Here is a 22644-nt window from a genome sequence, read left to right as displayed (position 1 = left end):
TCGCAGCGGGATAAAATAAAGGAGAGCCGCGGCTCTCCTCATAATGCACACAGTATACTTTACTGCGTCGTGCCGTCAGTTTTGGTATTGACGTGGCCGCCACCTTTTTTGGTGTGCACTTTTTTGTTGATATCAGGACATTTGCCATCTTTACACTGGCTGTTCTGATCAATTTCGTTCGCGGTCATATGCTTGCTGCTGGAGGTGCTGTCTCGGGTTGGAGACGACATCTCAGTACCGGTATTGTTAATTTTGCTGTTATCGACTTTATTCGGTGGCAGGTTCTCATTCGCCCCGCCCGCAACGGCACCTGCTGCTGCAGCCTGGTTAGAGTTTCCGTTGGCAGCCATTGCTGCGCCGCTGCCCAGAGTCATCGCTGCCGTCAGAAAAATTAGTGCAAACTTATTCATCATTATGCTCCCGTTAATCAATGATATTTGCTGTCTCTAACCCGCTGTCAGGTTTCAGACAAAAAGCGACCTGAGCGAAATAAAATTTCGCTGGTTAGCTTAAAGACAGGTATTAATAAACGTAAGCCACCGATCCTCAGTAGTTACCCTTAAAAGTCTAGACGCATAACCCATTTATGCAAATTTTACACATGCATTTTACATGGATTCAGAATTTACACCCTGTGCGCTTCCGGCTACATTGGCTAGGTTGAGCCCGGCGCGCGCCGGGCCAGAAATTATATGGAATCAGTATGAATTACCAGAATGATGATTTACGCATTAAAGAGATAAAAGAGCTGTTGCCCCCCGTTGCCCTGCTGGAAAAATTTCCTGCAACCGAACGTGCCGCGCAAACCGTTTCTCAGGCGCGTCAGGCCATTCACCAGATCCTGAACGGGGCCGATGATCGGCTGCTGGTGGTAATTGGACCCTGCTCTATCCACGATACCGAGGCCGCAAAAGAGTATGCCGCACGTCTGTTAAACCTGCGTGAGCAGCTGAAGGGCGAGCTGGAAGTGGTAATGCGCGTTTACTTTGAAAAACCGCGTACCACCGTTGGCTGGAAAGGGCTGATCAACGATCCCTATATGGATGGCACCTTCCAGTTAAATGATGGCCTGCGCCTGGCGCGTAAGCTGCTGCTGGAGATTAACGATTCTGGCCTGCCTGCGGCGGGTGAGTTCCTGGACATGATTACGCCGCAGTATGTCGCTGACCTGATGAGCTGGGGCGCTATTGGTGCCAGGACGACAGAGTCGCAGGTGCACCGTGAACTGGCTTCCGGTCTTTCCTGCCCGGTCGGTTTTAAAAACGGGACCGATGGCACCATTAAAGTGGCGATTGATGCGATCAACGCAGCCGGTTCACCGCACTGTTTCTTGTCCGTGACCAAATATGGTCACTCTGCAATTGTGGAAACGCGCGGCAACAGCGACTGTCATATCATCCTGCGCGGCGGAAAAGAACCTAACTACAGCGCCAGCCACGTCAGTGCCGTGAAGGCCGGACTGGAGAAGGCTGGCTTACCGCAGCAGGTGATGATCGATTTCAGTCACGCAAACAGCAGCAAGCAGTTCCAGAAGCAGATGCAGGTGGCTGATGATGTGACACAGCAGATGATCAATGGCGAGCGCGGCATCATTGGCGTGATGATTGAAAGCCATCTGGTGGAAGGCAATCAGAGCCTGGAAAGCGGTGAACCGCTGGTTTACGGTAAGAGCGTGACCGATGCCTGTATCGGCTGGGAAGATACCGAAAAGGTATTACGTCAGCTGGCCGATGCGGTCAAACAGCGTCGCGGTTAACCGTGAGGCCATAAAAAAGGGCCAGACATCGCAGTCTGGCCCTTTTTACAGGTCAGTACATTACTTCGCTTTACCCTGGTTTGCCACGGCCGCCGCTTTCGCTGCGATCTCATCGGCGTCACCCAGGTAGTAGTGTTTGACGGGCTTGAAGTTCTCGTCGAATTCGTAAACCAGCGGAACGCCGGTAGGGATATTCAGCTCAAGAATCTCGTCTTCGCTCATGTTATCCAGGTATTTCACCAGCGCGCGCAGTGAGTTGCCGTGTGCGGCGATAATCACTTTCTCACCACTTTTAATGCGTGGCAGGATACTTTCGTTCCAGTAAGGAATAACGCGATCAATGGTCAGTGCCAGACTTTCCGTGGTAGGCAGTTGCTCAGGGGACAATGACGCATAACGCGGATCGTGTCCCGGGAAACGCTCATCACTGCGATCCAGCTCCGGCGGAGTCACGGCAAAGCCACGACGCCACTGTTTGACCTGCTCGTCACCATATTTAGCGGCGGTTTCAGCTTTATCCAGCCCCTGTAACGCACCATAGTGACGCTCGTTCAGACGCCAGGATTTTTCAACGGGCAGCCAGGCCTGATCCAGCTCATCCAGAATATTCCACAGGGTATGGATGGCGCGTTTCAGCACGGAGGTGTAGGCGAAATCGAACACGAAACCTTCTTTCTTCAGCAGCTGTCCGGCTGCTTTAGCTTCGGTACGGCCTTTGTCAGAAAGGTCTACATCATACCATCCGGTGAAGCGGTTTTCGTTGTTCCACTGGCTTTCGCCGTGTCGCACCAGAACCAGCTTAGTTACAGCCATAGCTTAACTCCTTAATACTTGATGTTTCTGAGATAATGGAAACCTGTTGTCGCCAGCCCGCTGGCCGACCATTGCGCTCTACCATAGCGGAAAACAGCGCACTGCGTAAGTCTGTCTGTGACGCACTGCGCGTTTTTCACCCGGCGGCTCAGTGTGAGGTAAAACGATAGCGCGTAACGGATTCCCAACGATCCCCCGGCTGCAGCCAGCAATCATCCTGTGGCCACTCGGGATGATTGGGCGAATCCGGTAAAAACTCACTCTCCAGCGCAATCCCCTGGTAAGCAGTATAGCTTTCCTGCTCCCGGGCGCGCGTGCCAGCCAGATAGTTGCCGCTGTACAGCTGCAGGGCAGGGGCCGACGTCGTTACACTTAACTGCAGCTTGCCGTCCTGCGACCATAACGCTGCTGCGGGCTGGCTTGCATCGCCCGCGCTGTTAAGTAGAAAGGCATGATCGTAGCCTTTAACCGCCTGTTGATCGGCATCGGCAAGGAAATCCTGTGCCAGGCTTTTGGCCTGACGGAAGTCAAAGCTGGTGCCGTCCACGGCTTTCAGCGGGCCGTTGGGAATACCCTCGCTATCGACGGGCAGATAACGATCGGCGTGCAGTTGTAAGCGATGCTGGCGCGCATCGCCATGATGCGCATCAAGATTAAAGTAAGCATGGTTAGTGAGATTCACCGGACAGGGTTGATCGCATCGGGCTTCATAGTGGATGGACAGGCAGTTATCGTCATCCAGCACATAGCGCAAATCCGCGATCAGATTTCCTGGATAGCCCTGATCGCCGTCAGGCGAATCCAGACGATAATGCACTTCGTTTTCTGACTGGCTGATAATCTGCCAGCGGCGTTTATCGAACCCGTCCGGACCACCGTGTAACTGATGCTCACCCTGGTTGGCGAGCAGTTGTCGGTTAAGGGTATTGAGTTTTGCCCCGGCGATACGGTTAGCATAACGGCCAACGGTCGCCCCCAGATAGGCGTCCTGATGCAGATAATCGGACGGCGTGGCACAGCCTAAGAGGGCCTCGCGCACGCTGCCGTCCTGAAGTGGCACGCGCGCCGACAGCCAGGTTGCTCCCCAGTCCATAAAGGTGGCCACCATTCCGTGCGCATTACGCAGCACGGTGATGCGCCATGGTTGACCATCCGGCGCATGGGAATTGACATCGCTTAACATTGACCTGCTCCTTCTGAAGCTTTACACACGTAGAAGGTCTCCTTGATGCCCGTTTTAGCTTCGTACTGGCTGGCGACGGCGGCCTGCACCTGATCAACCAGCTCAAGCGGCATCAGCGCAACGATACAGCCCCCGAAGCCGCCACCGGTCATACGGACACCACCACGATTGCCGATCTCGGCTTTAACAATTTCAACCAGCGTGTCGACAGGCGGCACGGTGATTTCAAAGTCATCACGCATTGAGGCATGCGATTCCGCCATCAGTTCCCCCATGCGCGTTAAATCGCCACGCGAAAGCACCTCTGCGGCTTCCAGCGTACGGGCATTTTCGGTAATGACATGGCGCACGCGCTTCGCGACGTCAGGATCTAACTGCGCGACCGCCGCCTCAAATTCCGCCAGGCCGACATCGCGTAGTGCTTTCTTATTAAAGAAGCGCGCACCGGTTTCACACTGCTGGCGGCGGGTATTGTATTCGCTGCCCACCAGGTTTCGGCGGAAATTAGAGTTAATGATCACCACGGCCACGTCTTCCGGCAGGGAAACCGGTTTGGTGCCGAGTGAGCGGCAATCCAGCAGCATGGCATGATCTTTTTGCCCCAGCGCGGAAATCAGCTGATCCATAATGCCGCAGTTACAGCCCACGAACTGGTTCTCCGCCTCCTGACCGTTTACCGCAATGGCGGCGCCATCCAGCGGCAGGTTGAACAACTGCTGAAAAACGGTCCCGACGGCCACTTCCAGCGAGGCAGAGGAGCTGAGGCCCGCGCCCTGAGGCACGTTACCGCTAATCACCATATCCACGCCGTTAAAATCAGGCGCGCGCTTCTGTAAATGCTTCACCACGCCGCGCACATAGTTTGCCCACATCGGCTCGCTCACGCTGGTAATGGGATCGTCCAGTGAGAAGCTGTCCTGAGCCTGATCGTAATCCACGGCCACAACGCGTACCTGACGATCGTCGCGTCTGGCACAGGCGATAACGGTTTGGTAGTCAATGGCACAAGGCAAAACGAAACCATCGTTATAATCCGTATGCTCGCCAATCAGGTTGACGCGGCCGGGTGCCTGAATCGTGTGAGTGGGCGCATAGCCAAAGGTGTCGGTAAAGACCTGCTGCGTGATGGTTTTTAAGCTCATTGTTGTGCCTCACGGAAATGAATGTCACTCACGGCGCGCAGACGTTCTGCTGCCTGCTCCGCGGTTAAATCGCGTTGGGTTTCAGCCAGCATCTCGTAGCCGACCATAAATTTGCGCACCGTGGCTGAACGCAGCAGCGGCGGATAAAAATGGGCATGAAGTTGCCAGTGGGCGTTTTCCTCGCCGTTAAACGGCGCACCGTGCCAGCCCATGGAGTAAGGGAAGGCGCACTGGAACAGGTTGTCATAGCGGCTGGTCAGCAGCTTAAGGGCTTTCGCCAGATCGTTGCGTTGCGCCTCGCTCAAATCGGTCATGCGTTTCACGTGCGCTTTGGGCAGTAGCAGGGTTTCAAAGGGCCAGGCGGCCCACCACGGCACCACGGCGATCCAGTGCTCGGTTTCCACTACGGTGCGGCTGCCGTCTTGCTGTTCACGCGCACAGTAATCCACCAGCAGCGGCGAGCCGGTTTTTGCAAAATACTGACGTTGATGGTCATCTTCGCGCTGGGCCTCGTTAGGCAGGAAGCTGTTGGCCCAGACCTGGCCATGCGGATGCGGATTCGAACAGCCCATGGCGGCGCCTTTGTTCTCAAACACCTGCACCCACGGATAATGCTGGCCCAGCTCTGCGGTCTGTTCCTGCCAGGTGCGCACGACCTCTTCCAGCGCGCTCAGGGACATTTCAGGCAACGTTTTACTGTGATCGGGCGAAAAGCAAATCACGCGGCTGGTGCCGCGCGCGCTTTCGCAACGCATCAGGAGATCATCGCTTTCGGGCGCATCCGGCGTATCCGTCATCAGCGCAGCAAAGTCATTGGTGAAAACGTACGTACCTTTGTAATCCGGGTTCACATCGCCGGTAATGCGCGTATTTCCTGCACACAGAAAACAGTCTGGATCGTGTGACGGCAGGGCATTTACCGCGGGCGTTTCCTGCGCACCCTGCCAGGGACGTTTGGCCCGGTGAGGTGAAACCAGAATCCATTGGTCGGTCAGGGGATTGTAACGGCGATGGGGATGATCGGCCGGGTTGAATTTTTGCATGTCGCATCCTGGTCAGCGTCAAAATAAAAAAATCATCGCTAAAAAATAGCACATCAAACGGCATGAAAGCGTGATCGAGTCTGAATAAATGGTATCGTTTACACAAGGTGACTATTCTTATTTAAAGGCGAAAAGGCACATTATGGTCATGGAATGGGGTTTTAAATGGTAACGTTTACATCGCAGGTAATATCCCCGCCGTTTGCACGGCAGGGTTGTGTCAGATCACATCTTGCTGATAACGGTAGCCGCCTGTGCCATCAGGGAGAAAATGCAGGCGATGCGTAATACAGTGCGGGGCATCTTCGGCATGATGCGAAACAAACAGCAGCTGGGTCCGGCCTTCCCCAATCAGAATATCCACAAAGCGGCGCACCAGTTGCCGGTTAAGCGGATCCAGCCCCTGCAAGGGCTCGTCAAGGATCAATAACGTGGGATGCTTAACCAGCGCGCGGGCGATTAAGACCAGCCGTTGTTGCCCCCAGGACAAACTGTGGAACGGCGCATTCGCCATCGCATTATCCATCCCTGTCAGCGCCAGCCACTGTTGCGCCAGCGCCATCTGGCGGTCAGATACAGCCTGATAGAGACCAATCGAATCGAAAAAGCCCGATAAAATCACGGTGCGCACATTCACGCTGACCCGGTAGTCCAGATGCAGGCTGCTGCTGACATAGCCGATATGCTGCTTGATGTCCCAGATGGTCTCGCCGCTGCCGCGGCGAATGCCGAACAGGGTCAAATCATTGCTGTAACCCTGCGGATGATCGCCCGTCACCAGGCTCAGTAAGGTGGATTTACCCGCGCCATTGGGGCCAATGATGTGCCAGTGCTCACCGGGATTCACCTGCCAGTTCAGGCCGTTGATCACGGGCTGATCGTTATAGGACACCACCGCGTTGCGCAGGATCACGCGCGGCGCATCATCCGCCAACGCGGGCAACTGATCGGGCACATCGGCCTCCGGCAACGCCATGCCGTCCAGCTGTTCACTGCGAGCCAGCTGGGCGACCAGGGTCTGGGCCAGAATGGTCTCGCGTGGCCCGACCTGCGTCAGGCTGCATTCGGCCAGAACGCCCACCTGATCGACATAATCCGGAATATCGTCAAAGCGGTTCAGCACCAGCACCAGCGTGACGTCAGCCTCATGCAGCGTTGCTAAGGTGGCCGTCAGATTCGCGCGGGAATCCACATCCAGGCCGTCAAAAGGTTCATCCAGAATCAGCAGATCAGGCTGTGCCATCAGCGCCTGGCACAGCAGCGTTTTTCGCGTCTCGCCTGTCGACAGGTATTTAAAGCGGCGACTGAGCAGACTACTGATGCCAAACTGCGCCGCCAGACGTTCACAGCGTGCGGCATCTTTCACCCCATCCTGAATAATTTCCGCCGTGGTGCGGCCGCTGTCGTCCTCACCTTCGCTGAGTAAATCGGTATTGTTACGTTGCCATTCCTCGGCGACCAGCTTCTGTAGCTGCTCCAGCGACAGGCGCCACGGGCGCTGAAAATCGTGCGTCACCTTACCCGATAACGGGGGAAGCTCGCCAGAAAGCGCGCGTGCCAGCGAGGACTTGCCGCTGCCGTTTGCGCCAACAAACGCCCAGCGCTCACCCCGGCGAAGATGCACATCGGCCAGGGACAGCACCCGGGTATCATTAAGGTGAAATATGCCTTGCGAAATTTGCAATGAAGCCATGAGTTGTTCCATTTTATGCAGCGTTAACTGACGTTTTAGCGACTGCAAACAGGGATGTCAAACCGACCGGTGAAAATCACCGCAGTGAGGCAACAATCGCATGACTGGCGCTGAAGCTGGCGATAACATTCATGCCGATGTGAAGCTGACGCTGTTCCGTTTCACGGTTATCCAGCGTGGCACACAACGTTTCGCCACTGGGTAAGGTCATCAGCACTTCACTCACCTGCTGGCCTTTTTCGATAGCGGTCAGCGTTGCGGCAAGCTGATTCTCGGCATCAGTGGGCGCGGTATGCACACTGACCCACGGGGCCTTGATTAATACCAGCACCTCTTTTCCGGCGTGCAAATTCAGCCGTTCTGCGCTGCGCTCGGTCAGGGCAATGTTGAGCCGCGTCACGCCATCGGCAAGCAGAATCGTCAGATGCTGTATCACCTGCTGAGCATCATTGTGCACGACGGTACCAAACAGTTGATTACGTGCACTGGTTTGCAGGGAGGAGCGGGCGATAGCCGCGAGTAAGCTGTCGAGCGGCAGGGTATCCTGCTGCAGCGCATCGAAGGCATGTTGCTGAATCTTTTCCATCAGGCCAAACAGCTGTACCAGTCGTTCGCCGTAGCGGGTTAACTGCGCACCGCCACCGCCTTTGCCCCCGGTCGCGCGTGCCACGACTTCCTGCCCGGCCAGGTGGTTCATGTCACTGATGGCGTCCCAGGCGCTTTTGTAACTGATGCCCGCCAGTTTAGCGCCCTGACTGATGGAGCCGGTTTGCTGCACGCGTTGCAGCAAGGCAATGCGGCGGGGATCGGCAAACAGTTTCTGCTGCAGGCGAATATGAAGGGTGAGGTCGGCTTGCATGGTGGCTCCTGCAAAGGGTAAGTCGCGTGATCGGGCTGATGATAACGAGCTTTGCGCCTCAAAGTAAAAGCACGAAAAGGTCTGCGCAAATTTTTACTGAGCCGTTACAATCTCTTTTTTATCCGCAAAGTGGGACTTTCCATGCTGGAACTCATTAAAAGCCTCGCCGTGGCAGTGATTATGGTACCTGTGGTTATGGCGATTATGTTAGGCCTGATTTACGGTCTGGGTGAAGTGTTTAACCTCATCTCTAAAACGGGTCGCCGCGACAACACTAACGCCCGCTCTCAGCATTAATCCTCCTGCAACGTCCGTCTCAGCACGGACGTTGCTGTTTTACGTCCACGCTTTTCTTCCTCTTTTAATCATTTTGTCTGGCTGTCAGGCCGTTCGCTGTATTATTTTATATATAACGATCACTGGAGAAAAATCATGCGTTTAACCTTACTACGTTCCGCAACTGCCGCCGTAATTGCCCTGTCACTGGCCGTTCCGGCGCTGGCAGCCGATAAAATCACCGTCTTTGCGGCGGCCTCACTGACCAATGCGCTTAACGAGATTGCGGCACACTATAAGAAAACACATGGGACAGAGGTGGTGTCGTCATTTGCCTCGTCGTCAGTCCTGGCCCGTCAGATTGAGCAGGGCGCGCCCGCCGATCTGTTTATCTCAGCCGATCAGCAGTGGATGGATGATGCGGTCGCGAAAAAAAGCATGATCGACACAACCCGCTATACCTTGTTGGGCAACGATCTGGTTCTGATAGCGCCACGCAGTGAGAACGCCAGGCCGGTAACGATTAACGATAAAACCGACTGGAAACGTCTGTTGAAAGGCGAACGTCTGGCGGTCGGCGATCCCGATCATGTGCCGGCGGGCATCTATGCCAAAGAGGCACTTGAGAAGCTGGGTGCCTGGTCTTCACTGTCACCTGTGCTGGCGCGCGCCAACAATGTCCGTGCCGCCCTGGCGCTGGTGGAACGTAATGAAACGCCTTACGGCATTGTGTACGGTTCTGATGCGGTCGCCAGCCAAAAAGTCCAGGTGGTCGGCACCTTTCCGGAAGACAGCCATAAACCGGTCGAATATCCTGTCGCGATTGTTAAAGATCACGACAACGCGGCCGTTAAGGCTTTTTATAACTACCTGAAAGGGCCGGAAGCGGCCGCAGTGTTTACCCAATACGGATTCACGCCTAAAAAATGATACTCAGTGATGTTGAATGGCAGGCCGTGATGCTCAGCCTGCAGGTCTCCGGCATTGCCGTCCTGTGCAGTCTGCCCTTCGGCATCCTTATGGCATGGGTTCTGGTCCGCTGCCAGTTTCCGGGTAAAGCGCTTCTGGACGGTGTGATTCACCTGCCGCTGGTGCTGCCGCCGGTGGTGGTCGGTTATCTGTTACTGATTGGCTTGGGCCGACGCGGCTTTATTGGTGAAAAGCTGTATGAATGGTTCGGCTTTAGCTTCGCGTTTAGCTGGCGCGGTGCGGCACTGGCGTCGGCGGTGATTGCCTTTCCGCTCATGGTGCGGGCCATTCGCCTTGCGCTGGACGCCGTGGATATCCGGCTGGAACAGGCGGCCCGGACGCTGGGCGCGGGCCGCTGGCGGGTCTTTTTTACCATTACGCTGCCGTTAACGCTGCCCGGTATTATCGTCGGTACGGTGCTGGCCTTTGCCCGCTCGCTGGGGGAATTCGGTGCCACTATTACATTTGTTTCCAACATTCCCGGTGAAACGCGCACGCTGCCGCTGGCGATGTATACGCTGATTGAAACGCCCGGGGCCGAAGGGGCCGCTGCGCGTCTGTGCGTTATCGCGGTGGTGCTGGCACTGGCCTCCTTGCTGGTGTCTGAATGGCTGGCGCAATGGGGCCGGAAACGGATGGGGGCCGGATGCTGACGCTCGATTTCACACAACGGCTGGGCGAACACGAGCTGGAGATCAACGTGACGGTTCCCGCCAACGGCATCACGGCAATATTTGGCGTGTCGGGTGCGGGTAAAACCTCGTTAATCAACGCGATTGGGGGGCTGACCCGGCCGCAGCGCGGGCGCATTCAGCTGCATGACCGTGTGTTGTTTGACGCCGAACAGCAGATTGCCTTGCCGCCTGAAAAGCGCAACGTGGGTTACGTTTTCCAGGAGGCGCGACTGTTTCCGCACTATCGTGTCCGGGGTAACTTACGCTATGGCCTGGCAGCCAGTATGAAAGGGCAGTTTGACACGCTGGTGGACTTACTGGGACTCGAACCCTTACTGGACCGTTTTCCGCTCTCGCTCTCGGGCGGCGAAAAGCAGCGGGTGGCCATCGGGCGGGCGTTGCTCAGCGCCCCTGATATCCTGTTAATGGATGAACCCCTGGCCTCGCTGGATTTGCCGCGCAAGCGTGAGCTGATGCCATATCTGCAAAAACTGGCAAAGCAGGTGGATATCCCGGTGCTGTACGTTTCTCACAGCCTCGACGAAATTCTGCAACTGGCCGAGATGGTGCTGGTTCTGGATCACGGCAAGGTGAAGGCCTTTGGCCCGCTGGAGCGGGTCTGGAGCAGCAGTGCGATGCGCCCCTGGCTGCCGGTCAGCGACCTGACCAGCGTACTGCGCGTTCAGGTGCTTGAGCATCATCCAGATTACCCGATGACGGCGTTATCGTTGGGCGATCAGCATATCTGGGTCAGTCGGGTAAATCAGCCGGTCAAAACGCCGTTACGGATACGGATTGCGTCGGCCGATGTTTCGCTGACGCTGCAACCGGCAAAACACAGCTCTGTTCGCAATGTGCTGCCGGCACAGGTGGTGGAGTTAATTGAGGTGGGCGATCAGGTGGAGGTTAAGCTGCGCATCGGTATCAGCGAACTCTGGGCGCGCATCTCTCCCTGGGCCCGGGACGAACTTAACATTCGCCCGGAGCAGTGGCTGTACGCGCAGATTAAAAGCGTCTCTTTCACACCGGAATGACCCGCTGAAACCGTGCTCATCGGGTCAGTGAAACTTACAGAACGAGCTGATAAAGCGTCTCGGCAATGCCGGTTTCCAGATTCGTACCGATGACCCTCTTCGCCCGGGCTTTAATGGCGTCATCCGCATTGCCCATGGCCACGCCCAGCCCCACCGTTTCCAGCATGCTCAGATCATTGTAGTTGTCGCCAAAGGCAATGACGTCCTGCATTGTCAGCCCGATGGATTCTACCCACTGCGCCAGGCGCTTGCCTTTACTGTTACCGCCGCGGGCAACGTCGACCTGATCGTGCCAGGACCATTCGCAGGCCAGACCCAGCTCGTCTTGCGCACGCTGCGCAAACTGCTGCAACGCTGCTGTGTTGTCGTGAGACAGGGCAAACTTCCAGATCGACTGCGCCTCTCTGGCGGCCTGCGCCAGGCTGTCCACCTGTCTGAACACCGGACGCTGATGTGGAGGTAATGACTCACTCCATTTCAGCGTACGAATCACATGGCCGGTCGGCGTTTGATAGAGCATCGCATCGTCCACATACAGCAGACCGTGAATATGATGTTCATCCAGCATCTCGATCACACGTACCGCAACGTCGGTATCCAGCGGATCGGCAGCCAGGACTTTTTTCGCCGGATAATCGTACAGGTAGGTCCCGTTACAACAGATGGCGGGCGTATCCAGATTGAGCGTCTGGTAGAAAGGATGAATGGCACAGTGATGGCGTCCGGTCACGATAATCACCTTGATGCCCGCTTTGCGCGCCTGGGTAATCGCTTCTGTGGATTGGGGCAGAATGGTTTTCGTCGGGGTCAACAGCGTGCCGTCAAGGTCGAGGGCGATTACACGATAGCTCATTAATCCTCTCATCTGGATAGGTTAGCGAAACAGCAAGTCTACACCTGACTGTGGCCCGGAAACAAAAATCAGGGCACAAATCATTCCAGCGAGACAGAAAAAAACGCGCTACAGTGACCTGCAGAACAACATGAGTCAGCGAAAAAGGAGAATACATGAAGCAGGTTGTCTACACCGCCAGTCCCGAGAGTCAACAAATTCATGTCTGGCAGTTGAACGATGAGGGCACCTTGACGCTACTGCAGGTAACGGATATCGCCGGTCAGGTTCAGCCTATGGTGGTCAGTCCGAAAAAAGATTTCTTGTATGTGGGCGTGCGTCCGGATTTCCGCGTGCTGGCCTTTCGTATTGCGCAGGATGGCACCTTAACGGAAGCGGGTCAGGCGCCGTTGCCGGGCAGCCCCACCCACATCTCCACCGATCACGCTGGCCGTTTCCTGTTTTGTGGCTCCTACAATGATGCCTGCGTCAGCATCAGCCCCATCGGCGCTGACGGTGTGCCCCAGGCTCCGAGCCAGGTGATCGACGGTCTGGCAGGTTGTCACTCGGCGAACATCGATAATGCCGACAGCACGTTATATGTGCCCGCGCTCAAACAGGATCGCATCTGCCTGTTTAACCTCGGGGCGGACGGTCAGTTAACGCCGCATTCCCAGCAACAGGTCACTACGGCAGAGGGCGCGGGCCCGCGTCATATGGCGTTTCATGCCAACGGCCAGTACGCCTACAGCGTTAATGAACTTAACAGCACGGTCGAAGTCTGGTCACTGAAGAATGCACACGGCAAAATGGAATCGGTGCAAACGCTCGATATGATGCCGCCTGATTTTACCGGCACGCGCTGGGCCGCCGATATTCACCTGACGCCGGACGGACGTTTCCTGTACGCCTGCGATCGCACCAGCAGCACCATTACGGTGTTCAGCGTGAGTGAAGATGGCGCGCTACTGACGGTGGAGGGCTTCCAGCCGACCGAAACGCAGCCGCGGGGCTTCAATATCGACCACACGGGCCAGTATCTGGTGGCGGCAGGACAGAAGTCGCATCACATTGAGGTATACCGCATTACTCAGCCGCAAGGGCAACTTGAACCTGTCGGCTGTTATGCCGTTGGACAGGGCCCAATGTGGGTTGTGGTACATCAGCTGGCTTAACGTTCAGCGTTGCCGCTCCCGGGCGGGAGCGGCAGAAGAGCACGCGCAATCAGACGTAATGAACGGTCAATGACGCGCTGGCTAATACGTGAAAATGCACGTTGAAGCCCACCATCGCGCCGCTGGCACCTGCATCGACCTCAATGCTCTCCACATCCAGCGCATGGACGCTAAAAATGTAGCGGTGCGTTTCACCCGCCGGTGGCGCGGCCCCGCCGTACCCGGCCTGGCCGAAATCTGTGCGGGTTTGCACGGCACCTGCAGGTAAGGCGGCTTTACCGGAACCCGCACCCTGCGGCAGCGATGTGGTATCGGCCGGAAGATTGGCGACCACCCAGTGCCACCAGCCTGAGCCGGTCGGGGCATCAGGATCGAAACAGGTCACGACAAAACTTTTTGTGCCTTCCGGCGCGTCTTCCCAGGCAAGATGCGGTGACACATTTTCGCCCTGATAGCCCATCCCGTTGAAAACATGCTTTTCCGGCATTTTGTCGCCGTCGTGTAAATCCTGACTATAAACTCGCATCACATCTCCTTGGGTTTATGGTGACTGCGTCTTCATCTTAACCAAAACCGCCTGGACGTCCAGCCTTCAGGGCTCAACGCAGAAAATGACCGGGGTGCGCCAGGGCTGCGGCCATGGCCTGGATCAGCGTATCCAGTGCTTCAGGCGCGATGATATAGGGCGGCATCAGGTAGATCAGACGACCAAAGGGCCGAATCCAGACGCCCTGACTGACGAAAAACTGCTGCAGGGCGGCCATATTCACTGGACGGTGAGTTTCTACCACGCCAATCGCGCCCAGCACACGAACATCGGCTACCGCTGGCGACTGGCGCAGTGGCGTCAGTCCCGCCTGAAGCTGACGCTCGATAGCGCTGACCTGCCCGCGCCAGTGGCCTTCCTGTACCATTTTCAGGCTCTCCGCCGCGACGGCGCACGCCAGCGGATTGCCCATAAAGGTTGGGCCATGCATAAAGCAGCCCGCCGGACTGCGGCTGATGGTATCGGCGACATCACGTGTGGTCAGCGTGGCGGCCAGGCTCATCGTGCCGCCGGTCAGGGCTTTTCCGACGCACAGGATGTCCGGTGTGATCGCCGCATGTTCGCAGGCAAACAGCGTGCCGGTGCGGCCAAAGCCCGTGGCGATTTCATCAGCGATCAGCAGGATGCCGTAACGATCACACCACTCGCGCACCTTCTGCAGGTAGCGGGGATGGTAAAAACGCATGCCGCCCGCGCCCTGTACGATGGGCTCCAGAATCACCGCGGCCAACTGATGCTGATGCTGTTCGATCAGCCGGGCGAAATCCTGAAAATCTTCTTCATTCCAGGCCGCGTCAAAACCACATTGCGGCGCCTCGGCAAAATGGTGCTCGGGCAGATAGCCGCGCCACAGGCTGTGCATGGAATTATCCGGATCGCACACCGACATCGCCGCAAATGTATCACCGTGATAGCCACGCTTAAGGGTTAAAAACTGCTGACGCGTTTCTCCCCGACCCAGCCAGTATTGCAACGCCATCTTCATTGCCACTTCGACGGCAACGGAGCCGGAGTCTGCAAGGAATACGCACGCCAGCGCGTCAGGTGTCATCGCCACTAACTGACGACACAGCGCCACCGCGGCGGGATGCGTAATCCCGCCGAACATCACGTGGGACATCTGGGCCATCTGCTGCTGCAGGGCCTGGTTCAGGCGTGGATGGTTGTAACCATGAATCGCCGCCCACCAGGAGGACATCCCGTCTACCAGTGTGCGCCCATCCGCCAGCTGCAGCGTGTAACCCTGTGCCGCCACGACCGGGTAACAGGGCAACGGTTGCTGCATGGAGGTGTAAGGATGCCAGATATGCTGGCGATCGAATTCGGCGTCCTGAAGCGTAAACATCGTAGTTGTAAACCAAAATAAAAAGATTTAGTTTACAAGTATAACCACGTTAACTGTCGGGATGACACCTTTTTTGGAGTACGTAATGTCACAACGTTGGACGCTAGCCCAGGCACAGGCCCTGTTTGAACGCCCGTTTCTTGAACTGATGTTTGAAGCACAGCAGGTACATCGCCAGCACTTCGATCCGCGTCAGGTTCAGGTCAGCACGCTGCTGTCGATTAAAACGGGTGCCTGCCCGGAAGACTGCAAATACTGTCCGCAAAGTGCCCGCTACAAGACCGGGCTGGAATCAGAGCGCCTGATGGAGGTGGATGAGGTCCTGCGTTCGGCGCAAAAAGCGAAAGCGGCCGGATCCAGCCGCTTCTGCATGGGCGCGGCGTGGAAAAACCCCAGCGATCGCGATATGCCTTATCTGGAAAAAATGGTTGAAGGCGTGAAAGCAATGGGCATGGAAACCTGCATGACGCTGGGAACGCTGAGCGACAGCCAGGCCCAGCGTTTAGGTCGCGCCGGGCTGGACTTTTATAACCACAATCTGGATACCTCGCCGGAGTTTTACGGCAACATCATTACCACGCGCAGCTATCAGGAGCGACTGGATACGCTGGGCAAGGTGCGCGAGGCCGGTATCAAGGTCTGCTCGGGCGGGATTGTTGGCCTGGGCGAAACGGTTAATGATCGCGCCGGGTTGCTGGTGCAACTGGCCAACTTACCGACGCCGCCGGAAAGCGTGCCGATCAACATGCTGGTCAAGGTGAAAGGCACCCCGCTGGCAGACAATGACGATGTCGAACCTTTCGATTTTATCCGCACGATAGCCGTCGCCCGCATCATGATGCCTGCCTCGCACGTGCGTCTGTCGGCGGGCCGCGAACAGATGAATGAACAAACCCAGGCGATGTGTTTTATGGCCGGGGCTAACTCGATTTTTTACGGCTGCAAGCTGCTGACCACGCCAAACCCGGAAGAAGACAAAGATATGCTGCTGTTCCGCAAGCTCGGACTGAATCCGGAACATACCCAGACCGCCCATGGCGATAATGCGCAACAGCAGCAGCTCAGTGAGCAACTGCTCAATGCCGACACAGAAAAATTCTATAACGCGGCGCTGTAATGGGCTGGCCGCAACGCATACAGCAGGCGCTCGCGCAGCGCCGTGCTGAAGAGGGCTGGCGCGAACGGCGCGTAGTTGACGCCAGTCAGACGCGCCTGATCCGCTATGCAGGCCGGGATTATCGTCACTTTTCCAGTAATGATTATCTTGGGTTAAGCCAGCATCCGGCGGTGATTGCCGGATGGCAACAGGGCGCGGCACTGGCCGGGGCGGGGGCAGGCGCATCCAGCCATGTCACCGGTTTCCAGGCTCTTCATGCCACCCTGGAAGCGCAACTGGCCGGGTGGCTGGGTTATCCCCGGGCATTACTGTTTATTTCCGGCTTTGCCGCCAACCAGGCGGTCATTCACCTGCTCGCCGGGAAAAACGATCGCATTCTTGCTGACAAGCTGAGCCATGCCTCGTTGCTGGATGCTGCAAGTCACAGCCCTGCGCAACTGCGTCGTTTCGCCCATAACGATCCGGACAGTCTGGCTGTGCGACTGAGTGCGCCCTGTGAAGGGCAAACGCTGGTGGTCACGGAAGGGATCTTCAGCATGGATGGTGACAGCGCGCCGTTACAGACGCTGGCGGCGCAGTCGCGTGAGGCAGGGGCCTGGTTACTGGTTGACGATGCGCACGGCATTGGCGTCACAGGTGAGCAGGGGCGCGGCAGCTGTTGGCAACAGGGCATTAAGCCCGAACTGCTGGTGGTCACCTTCGGTAAAGCCTTTGGCGTCAGCGGCGCGGCATTGCTGTGTGATGACGCGACGGCCGACTATTTTGTGCAGTTTTCGCGCCACCTCATCTACTCAACCGCCATGCCGCCAGCACAGGCCAGCGCGTTACTGGCCGCCCTGAAACAGGTGCAGGCAGGCGATGGACTGCGCCAGCGCCTGAGCCGCAACATTGCCCATTTCCGCCGGGGCGCCTCCTCCTTGCCCTGGTCGCTTATGCCGTCATCCAGCGCCATCCAACCGTTACTTGTTGGCGATAACGCCCAGGCGATGGCCTTGTCGGCCCGTTTAGCCGAAGCCGGTTGCTGGGTCAGCGCGATTCGTCCGCCTACCGTACCGCCGGGCACGGCACGTTTGCGCATCACGCTGACCGCCGCGCATCAGCCAGACGATATTGATGCCCTGCTGGAGGCACTTCATGACGCTGCACATTGATAAACGTGCCGTAGCCAGAGCCTTTGGGCGCGCGGCGTCGTGTTACGACAGGCATGCCGAACTGCAACGGATCAGCGGGGATGCGCTGCTGGCATGGGTGCCTGCTCAAACCGGTCCACAGGTGCTGGATGCGGGCTGTGGCACCGGCTGGTACAGCCGGCTATGGCGCGACCGGGGGAAACAGGTCATGGCGCTGGATCTGTCGCCGCAGATGTTGCATCAGGCCCGGCAAAACGCGGTGGCGCATCATTATCTGGCGGGCGACATCGACGCACTGCCGTTAGCCGATCAGAGCATTGACCTGTTATGGAGCAATCTGGTGGTGCAATGGAGCGACGATTTGCCGGCCGCGCTCAGACAGTTTACGCGGGTACTAAAACCCGGCGGCTGTATGCTGTTTTCAACGCTGAGCGCGGGATCGCTGCATGAGGTTCACGAGGCCTGGTCGCATCTTGACGCGCATGTGCACGCCAACCGCTTTCTGCCGGCGCAGGCGATCGCCGCGGCCTGTGCTACACAACGGCTGCGCTGTCACGCGCAAACCGTCACCCTGCATTTTCCCGATGCGCTCAGCGCCATGCGCTCTCTGAAGGGCATTGGCGCAACGCATCTGCATGTCGGACGGGCCGATTATGTGCTGACGCGTCGCCGTCTGGCACAGCTTGAAGCTCACTGGCCACGGGACGAACAGGGTTTCCGCCTCAGTTATCATTTGATGTATGGAGTAAGTGAATCATGACACGCTGGTTTATCACCGGTACCGATACAGAAGTCGGTAAAACCGTTGCCAGTAGCGCCCTGCTGCAGGCGGCGAGCGCAGCAGGCTACCGCTGTGCGGGCTACAAACCGGTGGCCTCGGGCTGTACGTTAACCGCAGAAGGCATCCGTAACAGCGATGCGCTGGCGCTGCAACGTTACAGCAATGTGCCGCTCTGCTATGAGCAGGTGAATCCGCTGGCCTTTATGGAGCCGACATCGCCGCATATCGTCAGCGCAGAGGAAGGCAGGCCAATTACCTTTTCAACGCTATCGGCAGGGCTTCGCGAGCTGGAGCCGCTGGCTGACTGGATTCTGATTGAAGGCGCGGGCGGCTGGTATACGCCGCTGTCTGAGACGCAAACCTATGCCGACTGGGTTGAGGCTGAACGGCTACCGGTGATTTTGGTGGTGGGTGTAAAACTGGGCTGTATTAATCATGCCATGCTGACCGCCGAGGCGGTAAGGGCGCGTGGACTGCGACTGGCTGGCTGGATTGCCAACACGGTTCAGCCGCCCGGCCAGCGCTATCAGGCATACCTCACGGCCCTGAAGGAGCGCCTGCCCGCGCCTTGTCTGGGTGTCATTCCCTGGTTAGCGGATGACAGCCAGCAGGCGGACTGTGGTCACTATCTGACGCTACCGGATTAATCACGCCATCGTCAGCCATTTATCGAGCGTACCGTCATCCAGCAGGGTGACGTTACCCTGCGCCACATTACGCCCGCGATGCAACAGCAAAAAGCTGTCAGCGACGCGCCGAATCAGGGAAACCCGCTGCTCCAGCAGCAGAATCGTCAGGCCGTAATCCCGGTTAAGACGCCGAATCAGGTTACCCATCTCTTCTTCCAGCCAGGGCGCCATGCCATCGGCGGGCTCATCCAGAATCAGCAGGCGTGGCTGTAATACCAGCGCGCGGGCAAGGGCCAGTTGCTGCTGCTGGTAAACCGGCAAATCCCCGCTGCGCTGTTGACGCAGTGAATAGAGAGCCGGCAGAAGATCAAAAATCATTTCCGGGATAGGCCGGTGATTTTCGCGCGATTCAGCGCCTGCCAGCAGGGCAATCAGTAAGTTATCTTCTACGCTCATCTGCGTGAAAATATGTCGTCCCTGTGGCACGTAGCCAATGCCCTGGCGTGCACGTTGATCGGCAGGCTGCGACAGCAGGTCCTCTGGCGGCGAGCCATCCTGCTGCCAGCTAATCGTGCCGCTGTTGATGGGAAGCTTACCCATGATGCAGTTCACCAGCGTGGTTTTTCCCATGCCGGGACGTCCCAGTATGCCGGTACAGGTGCCGGGGGGCAGGTCAAGGTCCACATTCCAGAGAATATGATTTTTTCCGTAAAACTGATTCACCGACCGTAAACTTAGCATCTGACGCGCTCCTTCCAGATAATTAACCTGAATGTTTTGCTGCTCATAACGGGTAAATCGCACTACCAGAATAGCAGGGCTATGACTGCTGCTGTGGCGCATGACATCCTGATCACAGAGCATGCAATTACCGGGCCAGAGTCGGAGTGAACGAAGTTTGCGCGCTTAACATGCGGAATTTTGACGGTTTAAATATAAGTAAAAGTGAACAATTGACGGGCGGGACGACTGCGCAGCGCGATGAGGGTGCAGGAAAAATGAGCGTCAGGTGCAGTTGCCCATAAATGGCGCAGGCAGTCTGCTGTAAAAAACAGCAACCTGAAAAGCCAGACGATCAACGTTGAATGCGCGCCATGCATCGCGCTAAAACAACGCTATTGGCGTTAAAAATTTCGCTAAAAAAAATTTTTTTTCATCAAAACGCGGCGGCAGAAAAAATTATGCACAGCCGATATTCCAAGGCCTCTCATCAGTTATCCACTATTCCTGTGGATAACCTTGTGCATTAGATAATGAAAACAGGTTAGAAGCGAGGAAATACGCGGCCTGGTCACGTAATGATGACAATCTGGGCTTTTTTTACTTACTATTAAAAATCAGTGTGTTAGTAAAAAACAAGCCTGCCGGATTGGACGCGATTCATCAAACTGCAATTTTATGACACAGGCTTGACAAATGTTAAATCAATACGTCGCTTGGGGATAACCTTGCGCAACAAAAACGGGTGTTTGCCTGGGCAAAAGTGCCAGAGTCAAGTAAAACCTGGCGACAATACTGTGCATCATTACTGGTATTATATCCAGTATTTTTTTCTGGCAAAATTGCCATAGCAGAGTAAAATAATGGGCTGCCCGCCGTCTTTCTTCTGCAGGAACCGCATTCATGAGTAAAGATTTTAAACTGAACTCCGCTTTCAAGCCTTCTGGCGATCAGCCGGAAGCGATCCGCCGTCTGGAAGCCGGACTGGAAGACGGCCTGGCGCACCAGACGCTGTTAGGCGTAACCGGATCGGGTAAAACCTTTACCGTTGCTAACGTTATTGCCGACCTGAATCGTCCTACCATGGTGCTGGCTCCTAATAAGACGCTGGCGGCGCAACTGTATGGCGAGATGAAGGAGTTCTTTCCCGAAAACGCCGTAGAGTTTTTTGTCTCGTACTATGACTACTACCAGCCCGAAGCTTACGTGCCCAGTTCGGATACCTTTATTGAAAAGGATGCGTCGGTTAACGAACATATCGAGCAAATGCGCCTCTCCGCGACGAAAGCGTTGCTGGAACGGCGCGATGTGATTGTCGTGGCCTCTGTGTCTGCCATCTACGGCCTGGGCGATCCCGATCTGTATCTGAAAATGATGCTGCACTTAACGCGCGGCATGATTATCGATCAGCGCAGCATCCTGCGTCGCCTGTCGGAGTTGCAGTACACGCGTAACGATCAGGCGTTTCAGCGCGGGACGTTCCGGGTCCGGGGCGAAGTCATTGATATCTTCCCGGCCGAATCTGACGATATGGCCCTGCGGGTTGAATTATTCGATGAAGAGGTGGAGCGGCTGTCCCTGTTTGACCCGCTTACCGGTCAGGTCGAATCGGTAGTGCCGCGCTTTACCATTTACCCTAAAACGCACTACGTCACGCCGCGTGAGCGTATCCTGCAGGCCATGGAAGACATCAAGGTTGAACTGGCCGAACGGCGCAAGATCCTGCTGGAAAACAACAAACTGCTGGAAGAGCAGCGTATTACCCAACGGACGCAGTTTGACCTCGAAATGATGGGGGAGCTGGGATACTGCTCTGGTATCGAAAACTACTCCCGCTATCTGTCTGGCCGCGGACCGGGGGAAGCACCGCCGACCTTATTTGACTATCTGCCGGCGGATGGCCTGCTGGTCGTCGATGAGTCGCACGTAACCATTCCGCAGATTGGCGGCATGTACCGCGGGGACAGGGCGCGTAAAGAGACGTTAGTCGAATATGGCTTCCGCCTGCCTTCGGCGCTGGACAACCGCCCCATGAAGTTTGAAGAGTTCGAGGCGCTGGCCCCTCAGACCATTTATGTCTCCGCCACGCCAGGCAAATACGAGCTGGAAAAATCGGGCGATGAGGTGATCGATCAGGTGGTGCGTCCGACGGGGCTGCTGGATCCGATCCTTGAGGTGCGGCCCGTGGCGACTCAGGTGGACGATTTGCTGTCAGAGATCCGCCAGCGCGTTAACGTCAATGAACGCGTACTGGTCACGGTGCTCACCAAACGTATGGCCGAAGACCTGACGGAGTACCTGGAAGAACACGGTGAAAAGGTGCGCTATCTGCACTCTGACATCGATACCGTCGAGCGCATGGAAATTATTCGCGACCTGCGCCTGGGCAAATTTGATGTACTGGTGGGCATCAACCTGCTGCGAGAAGGGCTGGATATGCCGGAAGTCTCGCTGGTGGCCATTCTGGATGCCGATAAAGAGGGCTTCCTGCGTTCCGAGCGCTCCCTGATCCAGACCATCGGGCGCGCTGCACGTAACATCAATGGTAAAGCGATCCTCTACGGCGATAAGATCACGCCTTCCATGGCGCGCGCCATTGAAGAAACTGAGCGCCGTCGTGAGAAGCAGCAGCGCTACAACGAAGAGAATGGCATCGTACCGCAGGGCCTGAATAAGAAAATCACCGATATTCTGGAACTGGGCAATAACGTGGTGAAAACGCGGGGTAAAGCCAAACCCGGCAAGCGCAACGCCGCCGAGACAGAGACGGATTACCTGGCGTTGTCACCGCAGGCGTTGCAGAAAAAGATTCACGAACTGGAAGGGCAGATGCAGCAGCATGCGCAAAACCTGGAGTTCGAACAGGCTGCTGGCCTGCGCGATCAGCTCCAGGAACTGCGAACCTTGTTTATCGCGGTGTCCTGAG

The 22644-nt window shown here is 56.5% G+C and carries 22 protein-coding genes; 11 read left to right on the top strand and 11 right to left on the bottom strand.

Translation table 11 applies throughout. The annotated features are described in order from the left end of the window. Positions 1-59: 59 nt before the first annotated feature. Complete coding sequence (locus RAC90_RS06455) at positions 60-413, bottom strand: YbgS-like family protein (RefSeq protein WP_006118479.1); 354 nt, start codon at positions 411-413, stop codon at positions 60-62. Between the two features lie 290 nt (positions 414-703). On the opposite strand from RAC90_RS06455, the gene aroG reads away from it, so the two are divergent. Further along, positions 704-1756, top strand: coding sequence for a 3-deoxy-7-phosphoheptulonate synthase AroG (gene aroG / locus RAC90_RS06450; RefSeq protein WP_375124130.1), 1053 nt, complete (start codon positions 704-706; stop codon positions 1754-1756). Positions 1757-1816: 60 nt separating this feature from the next. On the opposite strand, the gene gpmA is transcribed toward aroG, so the two are convergent. From gpmA to modE, 6 genes are all read right to left on the bottom strand, one after another. Continuing rightward, on the bottom strand, positions 1817-2569 hold the full coding sequence (gene gpmA, locus RAC90_RS06445; protein WP_006118488.1) for a 2,3-diphosphoglycerate-dependent phosphoglycerate mutase: 753 nt from the start codon (positions 2567-2569) through the stop codon (positions 1817-1819). 148 nt (positions 2570-2717) lie between these two features. Further along, positions 2718-3752, bottom strand: a complete 1035-nt coding sequence (gene galM, locus RAC90_RS06440; RefSeq protein ID WP_006118489.1) for a galactose-1-epimerase — start codon at positions 3750-3752, stop codon at positions 2718-2720. Continuing rightward, entirely contained in the window at positions 3746-4894 is a 1149-nt protein-coding gene (gene galK / locus RAC90_RS06435; RefSeq protein ID WP_006118490.1) for a galactokinase, read from the bottom strand. Before galK ends, galM begins: the two co-directional genes overlap by 7 nt. Continuing rightward, positions 4891-5937 (bottom strand): galactose-1-phosphate uridylyltransferase, encoded by a 1047-nt coding sequence (galT, locus tag RAC90_RS06430; RefSeq protein ID WP_039341534.1) that lies wholly within the window; start codon positions 5935-5937, stop codon positions 4891-4893. The genes galK and galT overlap by 4 nt, the downstream gene beginning before the upstream one ends. Before the next feature lie 220 nt (positions 5938-6157). Further along, positions 6158-7630, bottom strand: coding sequence for a molybdate ABC transporter ATP-binding protein ModF (modF, locus tag RAC90_RS06425; protein ID WP_375124129.1), 1473 nt, complete (start codon positions 7628-7630; stop codon positions 6158-6160). Between the two features lie 76 nt (positions 7631-7706). Beyond that, the gene (modE, locus tag RAC90_RS06420) at positions 7707-8489 is read right to left on the bottom strand and encodes a molybdenum-dependent transcriptional regulator (protein WP_006118493.1); all 783 of its coding nucleotides are present in this window, start codon (positions 8487-8489) and stop codon (positions 7707-7709) included. 141 nt (positions 8490-8630) lie between these two features. On the opposite strand from modE, the gene RAC90_RS06415 reads away from it, so the two are divergent. The 4 genes from RAC90_RS06415 to modC all read left to right on the top strand — a co-directional run bounded on the left by RAC90_RS06415 (position 8631) and on the right by modC (position 11442). Continuing rightward, on the top strand, positions 8631-8786 hold the full coding sequence (locus RAC90_RS06415; protein WP_006118494.1) for an AcrZ family multidrug efflux pump-associated protein: 156 nt from the start codon (positions 8631-8633) through the stop codon (positions 8784-8786). 135 nt (positions 8787-8921) lie between these two features. Continuing rightward, positions 8922-9695, top strand: a complete 774-nt coding sequence (gene modA / locus RAC90_RS06410; protein ID WP_054634293.1) for a molybdate ABC transporter substrate-binding protein — start codon at positions 8922-8924, stop codon at positions 9693-9695. Continuing rightward, positions 9692-10387 (top strand): molybdate ABC transporter permease subunit, encoded by a 696-nt coding sequence (gene modB, locus RAC90_RS06405; protein ID WP_006118496.1) that lies wholly within the window; start codon positions 9692-9694, stop codon positions 10385-10387. The genes modA and modB overlap by 4 nt, the downstream gene beginning before the upstream one ends. Beyond that, positions 10381-11442 (top strand): molybdenum ABC transporter ATP-binding protein ModC, encoded by a 1062-nt coding sequence (gene modC, locus RAC90_RS06400; protein WP_375124164.1) that lies wholly within the window; start codon positions 10381-10383, stop codon positions 11440-11442. Before modB ends, modC begins: the two co-directional genes overlap by 7 nt. Before the next feature lie 34 nt (positions 11443-11476). Here the strand turns inward: modC and RAC90_RS06395 are convergent, their stop codons facing one another. Beyond that, positions 11477-12295 carry a pyridoxal phosphatase gene (locus tag RAC90_RS06395; protein WP_058701081.1) on the bottom strand — a complete coding sequence of 273 codons (819 nt, stop codon included), beginning with the start codon at positions 12293-12295 and terminating at the stop codon, positions 11477-11479. A gap of 155 nt (positions 12296-12450) precedes the next feature. Between RAC90_RS06395 and pgl the strand changes: the two genes are divergently transcribed. Next, positions 12451-13449: a 6-phosphogluconolactonase gene (gene pgl, locus RAC90_RS06390; protein WP_375124128.1), complete on the top strand. Its 999-nt coding sequence runs from the start codon at positions 12451-12453 to the stop codon at positions 13447-13449. A 49-nt stretch (positions 13450-13498) separates the two neighbouring features. Here the strand turns inward: pgl and RAC90_RS06385 are convergent, their stop codons facing one another. Together RAC90_RS06385 and bioA are read right to left on the bottom strand one after the other, a co-directional pair. Continuing rightward, a complete protein-coding gene (locus tag RAC90_RS06385) occupies positions 13499-13975 on the bottom strand; it encodes a kinase inhibitor (protein ID WP_033737738.1) in 477 nt (158 codons plus the stop codon). Positions 13976-14048: 73 nt separating this feature from the next. Next, positions 14049-15341, bottom strand: a complete 1293-nt coding sequence (gene bioA, locus RAC90_RS06380) for an adenosylmethionine--8-amino-7-oxononanoate transaminase (protein ID WP_375124127.1) — start codon at positions 15339-15341, stop codon at positions 14049-14051. A gap of 85 nt (positions 15342-15426) precedes the next feature. On the opposite strand from bioA, the gene bioB reads away from it, so the two are divergent. From bioB to bioD, 4 genes are read left to right on the top strand one after another with little or no spacing between them, the layout of a single operon-like run. Continuing rightward, complete coding sequence (gene bioB, locus RAC90_RS06375; RefSeq protein ID WP_006118502.1) at positions 15427-16458, top strand: biotin synthase BioB; 1032 nt, start codon at positions 15427-15429, stop codon at positions 16456-16458. Beyond that, positions 16458-17609, top strand: coding sequence for an 8-amino-7-oxononanoate synthase (gene bioF, locus RAC90_RS06370; protein ID WP_375124126.1), 1152 nt, complete (start codon positions 16458-16460; stop codon positions 17607-17609). Before bioB ends, bioF begins: the two co-directional genes overlap by 1 nt. Further along, a complete protein-coding gene (gene bioC / locus RAC90_RS06365; protein ID WP_058701078.1) occupies positions 17593-18348 on the top strand; it encodes a malonyl-ACP O-methyltransferase BioC in 756 nt (251 codons plus the stop codon). The genes bioF and bioC overlap by 17 nt, the downstream gene beginning before the upstream one ends. Beyond that, positions 18345-19016, top strand: a complete 672-nt coding sequence (gene bioD, locus RAC90_RS06360) for a dethiobiotin synthase (protein WP_325991269.1) — start codon at positions 18345-18347, stop codon at positions 19014-19016. The genes bioC and bioD overlap by 4 nt, the downstream gene beginning before the upstream one ends. Here bioD and RAC90_RS06355 read toward each other — a convergent pair whose 3' ends face one another. Next, positions 19017-19739, bottom strand: a complete 723-nt coding sequence (locus RAC90_RS06355) for an ABC transporter ATP-binding protein (RefSeq protein ID WP_033737785.1) — start codon at positions 19737-19739, stop codon at positions 19017-19019. 882 nt (positions 19740-20621) lie between these two features. Here RAC90_RS06355 and uvrB point away from each other — a divergent pair. Next, positions 20622-22643: an excinuclease ABC subunit UvrB gene (gene uvrB / locus RAC90_RS06350; protein WP_033737734.1), complete on the top strand. Its 2022-nt coding sequence runs from the start codon at positions 20622-20624 to the stop codon at positions 22641-22643. The last annotated feature ends 1 nt before the right edge of the window (position 22644 follow it).

It is taken from the genome of Pantoea sp. CS_6 (assembly GCF_041954745.1).
GTDB classification, from domain to species: Bacteria; Pseudomonadota; Gammaproteobacteria; order Enterobacterales; family Enterobacteriaceae; genus Pantoea; species Pantoea stewartii.
This window is presented reverse-complemented; position numbering and strand designations above follow the sequence as displayed.